The organism is Comamonas testosteroni, from assembly GCF_030505195.1.
In the GTDB taxonomy this organism is placed as follows: domain Bacteria; phylum Pseudomonadota; class Gammaproteobacteria; order Burkholderiales; family Burkholderiaceae_C; genus Comamonas; species Comamonas testosteroni_G.
On sequence record NZ_CP129672.1, the window covers coordinates 2,751,174 to 2,760,782 of the forward strand.

Annotated in this window: 13 protein-coding genes; 5 read left to right on the plus strand and 8 right to left on the minus strand. The window is 62.2% G+C overall.

Annotated features, from left to right (window positions below; all coding sequences use genetic code 11):
- Nucleotide 1: 1 nt before the first annotated feature.
- The 4 genes from rplP (at nucleotide 2) to QYQ99_RS12535 (ending at nucleotide 1,531) form a co-directional block, all read left to right on the plus strand.
- Nucleotides 2-418, plus strand: a complete 417-nt coding sequence (rplP, locus tag QYQ99_RS12520; protein ID WP_003059405.1) for a 50S ribosomal protein L16 — start codon at nucleotides 2-4, stop codon at nucleotides 416-418.
- 10 nt (nucleotides 419-428) lie between these two features.
- Nucleotides 429-626 (plus strand): 50S ribosomal protein L29, encoded by a 198-nt coding sequence (gene rpmC, locus QYQ99_RS12525; protein WP_003059403.1) that lies wholly within the window; start codon nucleotides 429-431, stop codon nucleotides 624-626.
- A gap of 9 nt (nucleotides 627-635) precedes the next feature.
- Nucleotides 636-905 (plus strand): 30S ribosomal protein S17, encoded by a 270-nt coding sequence (rpsQ, locus tag QYQ99_RS12530; RefSeq protein ID WP_003059401.1) that lies wholly within the window; start codon nucleotides 636-638, stop codon nucleotides 903-905.
- A gap of 116 nt (nucleotides 906-1,021) precedes the next feature.
- Nucleotides 1,022-1,531 carry a peroxiredoxin gene (locus tag QYQ99_RS12535; protein WP_302092924.1) on the plus strand — a complete coding sequence of 170 codons (510 nt, stop codon included), beginning with the start codon at nucleotides 1,022-1,024 and terminating at the stop codon, nucleotides 1,529-1,531.
- Between the two features lie 60 nt (nucleotides 1,532-1,591).
- Here the strand turns inward: QYQ99_RS12535 and QYQ99_RS12540 are convergent, their stop codons facing one another.
- The gene (locus QYQ99_RS12540) at nucleotides 1,592-2,173 is read right to left on the minus strand and encodes a hypothetical protein (RefSeq protein WP_302092925.1); all 582 of its coding nucleotides are present in this window, start codon (nucleotides 2,171-2,173) and stop codon (nucleotides 1,592-1,594) included.
- A 203-nt stretch (nucleotides 2,174-2,376) separates the two neighbouring features.
- On the opposite strand from QYQ99_RS12540, the gene QYQ99_RS12545 reads away from it, so the two are divergent.
- Nucleotides 2,377-3,135: a hypothetical protein gene (locus tag QYQ99_RS12545; RefSeq protein WP_302092926.1), complete on the plus strand. Its 759-nt coding sequence runs from the start codon at nucleotides 2,377-2,379 to the stop codon at nucleotides 3,133-3,135.
- 148 nt (nucleotides 3,136-3,283) lie between these two features.
- Here QYQ99_RS12545 and QYQ99_RS12550 read toward each other — a convergent pair whose 3' ends face one another.
- From QYQ99_RS12550 to QYQ99_RS12580, 7 genes are read right to left on the minus strand one after another with little or no spacing between them, the layout of a single operon-like run.
- Nucleotides 3,284-5,383, minus strand: a complete 2,100-nt coding sequence (locus QYQ99_RS12550) for a flagellar biosynthesis protein FlhA (protein WP_302092927.1) — start codon at nucleotides 5,381-5,383, stop codon at nucleotides 3,284-3,286.
- The gene (gene flhB, locus QYQ99_RS12555; RefSeq protein ID WP_302092928.1) at nucleotides 5,380-6,519 is read right to left on the minus strand and encodes a flagellar type III secretion system protein FlhB; all 1,140 of its coding nucleotides are present in this window, start codon (nucleotides 6,517-6,519) and stop codon (nucleotides 5,380-5,382) included. Before flhB ends, QYQ99_RS12550 begins: the two co-directional genes overlap by 4 nt.
- A gap of 4 nt (nucleotides 6,520-6,523) precedes the next feature.
- Nucleotides 6,524-7,300 (minus strand): flagellar biosynthetic protein FliR, encoded by a 777-nt coding sequence (locus QYQ99_RS12560; protein ID WP_003081829.1) that lies wholly within the window; start codon nucleotides 7,298-7,300, stop codon nucleotides 6,524-6,526.
- Between the two features lie 8 nt (nucleotides 7,301-7,308).
- A complete protein-coding gene (gene fliQ / locus QYQ99_RS12565) occupies nucleotides 7,309-7,578 on the minus strand; it encodes a flagellar biosynthesis protein FliQ (protein WP_003081826.1) in 270 nt (89 codons plus the stop codon).
- Nucleotides 7,579-7,582: 4 nt separating this feature from the next.
- The gene (fliP, locus tag QYQ99_RS12570; protein WP_302092929.1) at nucleotides 7,583-8,350 is read right to left on the minus strand and encodes a flagellar type III secretion system pore protein FliP; all 768 of its coding nucleotides are present in this window, start codon (nucleotides 8,348-8,350) and stop codon (nucleotides 7,583-7,585) included.
- Nucleotides 8,351-8,366: 16 nt separating this feature from the next.
- On the minus strand, nucleotides 8,367-8,732 hold the full coding sequence (locus QYQ99_RS12575; RefSeq protein ID WP_302092930.1) for a FliM/FliN family flagellar motor switch protein: 366 nt from the start codon (nucleotides 8,730-8,732) through the stop codon (nucleotides 8,367-8,369).
- Complete coding sequence (locus tag QYQ99_RS12580; protein WP_302092931.1) at nucleotides 8,729-9,481, minus strand: hypothetical protein; 753 nt, start codon at nucleotides 9,479-9,481, stop codon at nucleotides 8,729-8,731. The genes QYQ99_RS12575 and QYQ99_RS12580 overlap by 4 nt, the downstream gene beginning before the upstream one ends.
- Between the last annotated feature and the right edge of the window lie 128 nt (nucleotides 9,482-9,609).

A 9,609-nucleotide genomic window follows, 5' to 3' on the forward strand; every position in this document is an offset into this window, starting at 1 on the left:
CATGCTGCAACCTGCACGCCGCAAGTTCCGTAAGGAACAAAAAGGCCGCAACACCGGCATCGCTACCCGTGGCAACTCCGTTGCCTTCGGCGATTTCGGTTTGAAGTCTACTGACCGTGGTCGTCTGACCGCACGCCAGATCGAAGCTGCACGTCGTGCAATTTCCCGTCACGTCAAGCGTGGTGGTCGTATCTGGATCCGCGTGTTCCCGGACAAGCCCATCTCTACCAAGCCCGCCGAAGTGCGTATGGGTAACGGTAAGGGCAACCCCGAGTACTACGTGGCCGAAATCCAGCCCGGCAAGGTGATCTACGAAATCGTGGGTGTACCTGAAGAGCTGGCCCGTGAAGCGTTCCGCCTGGCTGCTGCAAAGCTGCCTCTGCGCACGACCTTCGTGTCCCGTCACATTGGTGCTTAAGGAGATCAACATGACGAAATCTGCTGAACTCCGCCAAAAAGACGTGGCTGGTCTGGAAGCTGAAGTGAAGTCCCTGCAAAAGGCTCACTTCGGTCTGCGCATGCAAAAGGCCACGCAACAACTGGGCAACACTGCGACCATCAAGGCTACACGCCGTGACATCGCTCGTGCCAAGACCATCCTTGCTGAAAAGCAAGCCGCCAAGTAAGGAGCCGACATGACGGAAGCTAAAACATCCCTCAAGCGCACCTTGATTGGCAAGGTGGTCAGCGACAAGCGTGCCAAGACTGTGACCGTTCTGGTGGAACGCCGCGTCAAGCACCCCATCTACGACAAGATCATGATCAAGTCGAGCAAGTACCACGCTCATGACGAGCAAGGTGAGTACAAGCTGGGCGACGTGGTTGAAATCACCGAGAGCCGTCCTCTCTCCAAGACCAAGAACTGGGTTGCTACCCGCTTGGTTCAAAAGGCTGCTCTGGTGTAAGCCTAACCAGGCCCGCCGGCTGCAAAGCCCTTGAAAACGACCCACAATGCTGTGGGTCGTTTTTTTATTTGGGCCGCCAAGAATGCGGTCCGTGCTTTGCAACAAAGGAGATAGTCATGATTAAAGTTGGTGATGCCCTGCCCGCAGTGACCTTGATGGAATATGTGGAAGTGGAAGGCAATGGCTGCAGCCTTGGTCCCAACCCCGTGAAGTTGCCCGAGGCTCTGGCCGGCAAGACTATTGCCGTGTTTGCCGTGCCCGGCGCTTTTACGCCCACCTGCTCCGAAAAGCACCTGCCAGGCTATGTGGCCAAGGCCGAAGAGCTCAAGGCTGCTGGCGTCGATGAAATCTGGTGCCTGGCCGTGAACGATGCTTTCGTGATGGGCGCCTGGGGCCGCGATCAGAAGGTGGCTGGCAAGGTGCGCATGATTGCCGACGGCGATGCGGCCTTTGCCAAGGCGACCGGCCTGACGCTGGACCTGAACGGCAAGGGCCTGGGCCTGCGCGCCAATCGCTTCTCGATGCTGGTCAAGGACGGCAAGGTTGCGACCCTGAACGTGGAAGCTCCCGGCAAGTTTGAAGTCAGCGATGCCGGCACCATGCTGGCTCAGGCCAAGCAGGGTTAAGTCTCTGATCGGCTGTACGAAGCCTGTTCCAAAAACGCCGCTTTTGCGGCGTTTTTTGTCTCAATCTTCGGCGTCGACGGGGGCGGCAGGGCGCTTGAGAGGGGAGGACGGTGCGCCGTTGTCGAGAATGGGTGTGGTCCAGCGTCCGGTCTTGAACACGTCGTCCACGCCCCGATTGCGTGCTTCCTGGGCTACTGTCTTGCGCCAATCTTCCAGCAACTGGGTGCGTCCTGCTGCGTCCTGCATCAGCAAAGCGGTCTTCAGAAAGTGCATGAGCCGTGTGACGGTGGATGACGGTCGGGCATCGGGCCGCATCCAGCGATAGGCGGCAGAGCTTTCGGCACCGAAATAAGTGGCAAAGCGCTTGGGCTCAATATCGGCAATCTCGTTCATGAAGGCCAGCATCTCGGGCGCAGTGGGCTGTTTGGGGATCACGGCCAGTTCCGGGTGCTGAGCCAGAAAGCGCACCAGCAAGGCCAGGGTAGGATCTTTGACGGGCTCATCCGGTGCCTGACGCACCACCTGCATCCAACGTGTGATCGACATGCTGAGCACCCAGATGATGTCGTTGGTCAGCAAGCCGAACTCCTGACGGACAGCATCCAGATCACGGCCTAGGACGGGGCGGTTGGAAGGGATCATGGTGTGAAGGGTGAGATTGTTGCAATTTAGGCTTGTTCAGGTGCCTGCTGCTCAAGTGACGTCATGGCGACCCTGTTCGGCTGACGCAATGCGTGCAGAAACGACAGAATAGAAGGAATCTTGGTGTGAAATTTAGCATTGTGAATATACTGTATGTCACGCCATTGATTCACCCACCCCCGATGTAGACGTTTCCCGCACCTATGTCCCATACCGTTTCGTCTCGTGTCCAGCTCACATTGCTCAGCCTGTTTCGCCTGCATGGCAAGCATCTGCAACCCGTGGTTGGGGCGGAGCGTGTGTTCGATGAAGGGCATGGTCTGCAGGTGGTTGCGAACTCGATTCCATTTCGCAACCGGGCTATGGATGCCAGAGCGCCGCGTCCCGGTATGGGCCTGCTGGCGCTTTTCGGTATTCGCGATGCGCTCGACGAGTTGCAGCACTGGCGCATGGTGGCACGCACCTCCCAAGCGCAATTTGCCTACCTGCAGTTGCAGGTAGAGGTGGGCACGAATGCCACCGTGGCACCCACGCGCCAGATGCTGCGCGAGCAGGGCGCGGGCATGCGCTTTCTGAACGTGCGCCGCAGCGCCTCCGAGTTCCAGAAGGACCTGCTGGCGCGCTTTGCCCAATATGTGGCGCAAGAGGGAGGCAGTCCCGAGCGCGATATGGCCCATGTGCGGCAGATGGCGCTGCGCCCGGATCTGTTCGAACGGCTGCTCTACGAGGACGAGGACCTGCGGCATATCGATGTCCTGATCATTCCTCTGGCCGATTGGCCGGACCCGACGCGCGTGCGCCAGGTGGCCTATGTGCGCGCCGGTACGCCACTGCTGGCCCTGCTTCAGGGGAGCGATCAGATGCAGGTGCACCTGCCAGGCTGGATGGCGCGGCGTTATCTGCCAGGGCAAGCTCTAGATACTGTGCCATTTGGGGCGGGCGAGCTGGCACAGCCCCTGTAGTCCGCTGGTGCGGGCATGGCATTCATGAGTGCGATGTCTGGATGTATCGATCGCTATATAAAATGTAGCATGTACCGCTTTTTGGACATCGATTTCAATGGCTTTTATTGCTGAAGCCATTGTATTTGTTGCGCTGGATGCTCCTCTTTTAGCCAACTGTCCCTAGCACCTTCAATTCCTTGCCCTCTGGTACCTCGTTGAAGGACAGCACCTGCAGACCTTGGGCAAACAGGCGTGCGTAGCGCGCCAGCAGGGGGCGCAGCTGGGGTGTGACCAGCAGCACCGGTGCCGTGGCCTGCTGTTTCATCAGATCGCGCGCATGACTCATGTGCTCCTGCAACTGGCCCAGCAGATTCGGATCCACCGGGAAGTTATCCAGCGCGACCTTCTTGTTGGTGTGGCGTGCGGTGTTCAGCGCGCCCAGCAGCAGCTGCTCCAGGCTGTTGCCCAGAGTGAAGGCCTGGATCTCGGGCACCGATCCCACGGTGGAGTTGACGATCTGGCGGCGCAGCGCGCAGCGCACCTCGGCGGCCAGCAGGATGGGGTCCTTGGTGGCTTCGGCGCTGTCCACCAGGGCGGTGGCGATCAGCACGATGTCCTTGAGCGAAACACCCTCGCGCAGCAGCTGCTTGTACACCGTGTGCTGCAGCGGCGCGGGGCAGGCTTTTTCCAGCGCGGCGGCCAGCTTGGGCGACAAGGCCGTAAGGCGTTCGCCCATGGCGTGCACGTCCTCGAAGCGGATCAGCTCGTCCAGATGGCTGCGCACCACGCGCGTGAGGTGGGTGGCGACGATGCTCACGCAGTCCGCCACCTGGTAGCCCATGCCCAGGGCATGGGCCTTGTCCTTGGGTTCGATCCAGGTCACGGGCAACTGGTAGGCGGGCTCGATGCCGGGGATCCCGTCAAGCTGACCGTAGACATGGGGCGAGGGAATGGCCATCAGCCGGTCGGCATGCACCTCGGCCTTGGCCACCACGGTGTCGTTGATGAGCACGGTGTACTGGTTGGGTGGCAGCGTCAGGTCATCGCGCACATGCACAGGGGGCAGGACAAAACCCATGGCTTCGCTGATGGTCTGGCGCACGCCGCGCAGGCGCACGGCCAGAGGTGCGCCCTGAGCCGGGTCCAGTTGGCCGACCAGGCGGTAGCCCACGCGTACCGACAACTGTTCGGTGATCGGCAGGCTGTGCCAGCCAAAGTCCTGGGCAGCGGCTGCGGTCACGGTCTGCAGCAAGACCATTTCATCCTGGGCGGGCAGAGGCCTGGCCGGTTGCTTGGCCATGACCCAGCCGCCCAGCACCAGCACGCTGGCAAAAGCCAGGAAGGGCAGCCAGGGCATGCCAGGAATCAGGCCCAGCACCAGCATCACCACGGCAGCGCTGTACAGCACCGTGGGCTTGGCCAGCAGTTGCTGGCGCACTTGGTCGGGGAATTCACCCGCATCGGCGTCGCTGATGCGGGTGACGATCACGGCCGAGGCTGCCGACAGCAGCAGGGCCGGAATCTGGGAGACCAGGCCGTCGCCGATGGTCAGCAGTGCGTAGAGACGGAAGGACTCGCCCAGCGGCAGGTCGTGCATCAGCGAGCCGATGGCGACGCCGCCGATCAGGTTGATGACCAGAATCAGGATGGAGGCGATGGCATCGCCGCGCACGAACTTGGAGGCACCGTCCATGGCGCCGTAGAAGTCGGCCTCGGTCGCTACGTCACGGCGGCGCGTCTGAGCCTGCTGCTGATTGATGAGGCCGGCATTCAGGTCGGCATCGATGGCCATCTGCTTGCCAGGCAGCGCGTCCAGCGTGAAGCGGGCCGAGACTTCGGAAATGCGTTCTGCGCCCTTGGTCACCACCACGAAGTTGATGATCATCAGGATGACGAACACCACCAGGCCTACGACGAAATTGCCGCCGATCACCACGTTGCCGAAGGACTCGATCACATGGCCGGCCGCATCCGGGCCGTTCTGGCCGTGCAGCAGCACCACGCGCGTGGAGGCCACGGTCAGGCCCAGGCGCATCAGCGTGGTGGCCAGGATGACGGTGGGAAAGATGGAAAAGTCCAGCGGTCGCTTGACCCCCACGGCCACCAGAACCACCACCAGCGACACCACGATGTTGAAGGTGAAGAAGATGTCCAGCGCCAGCGGCGGCAGCGGCAGCATGATCATGGCCAGCAAGGCCAGCAGAAACACGGGCACGGCCCACTGGTGGCGGGAAAGCGCCTGGCGCAGTTCGGTGAGGTACTTCATGGGGCGGGTTGGGGGTCGGACAGTTCGGCGGGTATATCCAGCTCGCGCGGTAGATCGGGGCGGCCAGGGCGTCGGCCCTGGCGGAAAGCCTTGATCTGCAGCACGTAGTGCAGCACCTGGGCGACGCTTTGGTAGAGCGCCGAGGGGATTTGCTGGTTCACCTGGCTGGTGTGGTAAATGGCTCGCGCCAGCGGCGGCAGGCTCACTACCTCCACCTGGTGGCGGGTGGCAATGTCGCGGATGTAGAAGGCCATCTCGTCCACGCCCTTGGCGATGACATAGGGGGCTTCGGCGCGCTGCGAGTCGTAGCGCACGGCCACGGCGTAGTGCTCTGGGTTGACGATGACGGCATCGGCCTGGGGCACTGTGGCACGCACGCTGCGCCGCGCCAGCTGTCGCTGGATCTGGCGGATGCGGCTCTTGACCTCGGGCCGGCCTTCGTTGCTCTTGTGCTCTTCCTTGACTTCCTGCTTGCTCATGCGCTGGCCGCGCAGAAAGAAAAAGCGCTGCAGCGGCACGTCGATCAGGGCCAGGATGATGAAGATCACCACGATGGACATCACACCCGAGAGAAACAGATGTATGCCCTCGCGCACCGCCAGATCCAGCGTCATTGATGGCAGTGCCGTGAAGTGGCGCACATTGGCCTTGCAGTAGGCGTAGACCACGGCGGCCACGGCTGAGACCTTGAGCACCGACATGACCAGGTCGCCGTAATGCTTGGCCTTGAAGAACTTGGACAGGTTCTGCTGGGGGCTCAGGCGGCTGAACTTGGGTTGCAGATTCTTGGCCGACAGCAGCCAGCCACCGGGCACCAGCGAGGCCACGGCCACCAGCAGCGGCGTGATGAACAGGGGCAGCAGCATCTGGGCGAACAGCCAGCCGGCGTCGGCCCAGACCGCGCCCACGATGTTGTTGAGGGAGCCGGGGCCCGAGGTGTCGTCGAGCCCGCGCTGGAACAGGGCGTGGAATTTGCGCAGATAGTCGGGCATGAAAAGTGCCGTCACCTGCAGCGTGGCCACCAGGCCCACGGCCGTGGCCAGATCGCGCGAGCGCGCCACTTGGCCTTCCTCGCGCGATTTGCGCAGCTTGTGGTCCGAGGCGTTTTCGGACTTGTCGCCAGCACTGTCGGCCACGATGTCAGCCCTTCATGAGCTGCGTCAGCATATCGAGCGCGCGGCGCGTCATCTGCAGATAGTGCGCAGGGATGTGGCGCAGCATGAAGGCCAGCATGGCCAGGCCGAACAGTGTGACCACCGAAAAGCCCAACGCAAAAATATTGAGGCTGGGCGAGATGCGGGCCATGAAGCCAAAGCCCAACTGCACCAGCATGGCGGCAAAGATGATGGGCGTGGCCAGCAAAAAGGCCGCGGCAAACACCCAGCCCATGTTGTAGGCCACGGTTTGCAGCTGCAGGCGGCTCAGGCTCTGGCCCACGGGCCAGGCGTCGAAACTGGCGGCCAGAATGCCGGCCAGCAGCAGGTGCACGTCGAGGGCGAAAAACAGCAGCATGCCCATTAGCAGTGCCAGCACCGAGAGCGCGTCCGAGGAGCTGCCATGCACGGGGTCGTTGAGCATGGCCATGGCCAGGCTGGTCTGCGAAGCGCTCAGATAGCCAAAAATGCTGAGCGCCGTGGTGGCAAATTGCAGGCCTATTCCCAGCACCGCGCCGATGGCGATCTGCTCCAGCGTCAGCGCCACGGCGCGCAGCGAAAACGCCTCCACTGCCGAGACATGGGGGGCGACGCTGGGCAGCATGACTACGGCCAGCACCATGGCGATGATGACGCGCACCCGCTGGGGCACGGTGGGGTCGCCAAAGATCGGGGCGAAGGACAGCAGCGCCATGGTGCGCACGAACGGCCACCACAGCGGCTGCAGCCATTGCAGCAGATACGGATAAAGGCCTTGCTCCATGTTCAGGCTCAGCCCAGCAGCGTGCTGGCGTATTGGAAAAAGCGCACGCAAAAATCCATGAGCTGGGTGACCAGCCAGCGCGCGCTCAGTGCCAGGGCCAGCAAGGTGACCATGAGGCGGGGTAGAAAGCTCAGCGTCTGCTCGTTGATTTGGGTGGCGGCCTGAAACAGGCTCACCAACAGGCCGACCAGCAGGCCTGGCACCACGAGCACGGCCACGATGACCAGCACCAACTGGATGGCCTGCAACATCAGGTCCACGGCGATGTCGGGCGTCATGCTGCTACAGCCCCTGGACGCTGGTGACCAGCGTGTTGACTGTGAGCGACCAGCCGTCCACCAGCACGAACAGCAAAATCTTGAAGGGCAGCGAAATCACGAGCGGCGACAGCATCATCATGCCCATGGCCATGAGCACCGACGAGACCACCAGGTCGATCACCAGAAACGGAATGAACAGCACGCAGCCGATCATGAACGCGGTCTTGAGCTCGCTGAGCACAAAGGCCGCCACCTTGACGGTGAAGGCGTGGTCCTGCGGGCTGGCCACCGGGCCTTCCTTGGCCAGGGCGCTGACCTGCTTGAGTGCGGCCTCGTGGGTCTGGGCCAGCAAAAAGTCCGACATCGGTTTTTCGGCGCGGCGCAGCGCTTCCATCAAGCCGATCTGGTCTTTTTCATAGGGCTCGAAGGCCTCGGTCCACAGGCGCTCGCCCACGGGGCGCATCACCAGCAGGGTGAGGATCAGCGCCACTCCGGTCAGCACGCGCGTGGGCAGGCCCTGCTGCAGGCCAAGTGCGGAGCGCAGCAGAGCCAGTACGATGATGAAGCGCGTGAAGGTGGTCATCATCAAGGCCATCATGGGCAGCAGACCCAGCAGCGTCATGAGGATGAAGATCTCGGTCTTGATCGACAGCTGTGTCACCCCGTGGCTTTGCTGGCTTTCCAGCAGGGGGATATTGGCGGCCTGGGCGTGGCTCACGCAAAGCCATAGACCGCTGGCCAGACTCAAAAAAACGAGGGCGCGAAGCGCCCTGTGCATGTGTTGTTGCATGCTGGAAATCTGTGGATCAGTGGCTCAGTGCAGGCAGATTGGCACTCAGCTCCAGGACCTTGAGTCCGTATGCCTCGCCGCAGACCACCACCTCCCCCTTGCCGATGGGCGAGCCATTGACCTTGATGGTCAGCGGCTCGCCCACCACGGTGTCCAGCGGCACCACGCTGTCGGTGCCCAGATCAGCCAGTTCCTGCAGGGTGATCCGGGCGGAGCCGGCTTCCAGCGTCAGCGTGACGGGGATGCGGTGCAAAAACGGCGACAGACGCTCGGGTTCGGGGGGGCTGAGCGCTGGCGCAGGGGTATCGGCGGCAGGGGCTTGTGCATTGCTGTCCAGCAGATCCTGCAGGTCCATATCGGTGTGGAGATCCATCGTGTTCATTCCAAAGTCTCAAAGGCCGTCAGGTGCAGCTTGCCCTGGTGTTCGGTCACGGTGGCCGCAAGCAGGGCTTCGCCATTGATCAGCACCGTGGTGGTGCCCAGGGCAATCGGCAGCACGCTGCCGGTGCGCAGGGCCTGCACATCGGCGGTGGAGACGGTTTTTTCCAGCAGCCGTGCGGTCAACTGGATGTGCAGGGGCGCTGCCGGCTTGGGCGTTGCCGGGGTGGGTGCGGGGCGAGTGCGCCGCAGCAGCAACACCTGTTGCTCCAGCGCCTGACAGCAAGCTATGTCCAGCGCGATGTTCAACGGTTGCCAGGCGCTGTCCGCGACCTGGATCTGGGCCTGCCATTGCCAGGTGCTGGCCGTGATGAGGGGCTGAGCCGTTGCGGCCGGCATCAGCGTGGTCTGGGTGGCGCGGCGCACCGCATCGTGCAAGGCGGTGGCAATGCGCTGCTCGGTCGGGCTGGCGGGCTGGTCGTCGGACGTCGGGGTCATGTCGTCCTGCGTGAAGCCGTAGCGCGCAGCCATGTGCGCCTGCACGGTGGCGCGGGTCAGGGTGATCTGCGGCTGAGCCGGAGCCGCAGCGCGCAACGGCGTGAAGTGAGCGTGTTCGATACGCATGGCTACCGGGCGATGGCCGGTTTGCTGCATCTGCGTTTCCACCTGGCGGGCGAGCAGCGCGGCCAACTGGTCGAAGGCTTGCACCGGTCGTCCCAGCATGACCGGGTCCAGGGTTTTTGCATTCTGCACAGTAGATATCTTCTTCGCTTGTTATTTTGGTGGCGATGTGGCGGGATTTTGCGCGAATTTCGGCAATTTCTCTATGAAGCCTGAACGAGTCGCTAAATCGATAAAATTTGTATCAATTGTGAATAGTA

Bases quoted from the DNA above. Each gene is read 5' to 3' on its own strand.
- rplP (WP_003059405.1), top strand. From the start codon at position 2: ATGCTGCAACCTGCACGCCGCAAGTTCCGTAAGGAACAAAAAGGCCGC.
- rpmC (WP_003059403.1), top strand. From the start codon at position 429: ATGACGAAATCTGCTGAACTCCGCCAAAAAGACGTGGCTGGTCTGGAA.
- rpsQ (WP_003059401.1), top strand. From the start codon at position 636: ATGACGGAAGCTAAAACATCCCTCAAGCGCACCTTGATTGGCAAGGTG.
- QYQ99_RS12535 (WP_302092924.1), top strand. From the start codon at position 1,022: ATGATTAAAGTTGGTGATGCCCTGCCCGCAGTGACCTTGATGGAATAT.
- QYQ99_RS12540 (WP_302092925.1), bottom strand. From the start codon at position 2,173: ATGATCCCTTCCAACCGCCCCGTCCTAGGCCGTGATCTGGATGCTGTC.
- QYQ99_RS12545 (WP_302092926.1), top strand. From the start codon at position 2,377: ATGTCCCATACCGTTTCGTCTCGTGTCCAGCTCACATTGCTCAGCCTG.
- QYQ99_RS12550 (WP_302092927.1), bottom strand. From the start codon at position 5,383: ATGAAGTACCTCACCGAACTGCGCCAGGCGCTTTCCCGCCACCAGTGG.
- QYQ99_RS12560 (WP_003081829.1), bottom strand. From the start codon at position 7,300: ATGGAGCAAGGCCTTTATCCGTATCTGCTGCAATGGCTGCAGCCGCTG.
- fliQ (WP_003081826.1), bottom strand. From the start codon at position 7,578: ATGACGCCCGACATCGCCGTGGACCTGATGTTGCAGGCCATCCAGTTG.
- fliP (WP_302092929.1), bottom strand. From the start codon at position 8,350: ATGCAACAACACATGCACAGGGCGCTTCGCGCCCTCGTTTTTTTGAGT.
- QYQ99_RS12575 (WP_302092930.1), bottom strand. From the start codon at position 8,732: ATGAACACGATGGATCTCCACACCGATATGGACCTGCAGGATCTGCTG.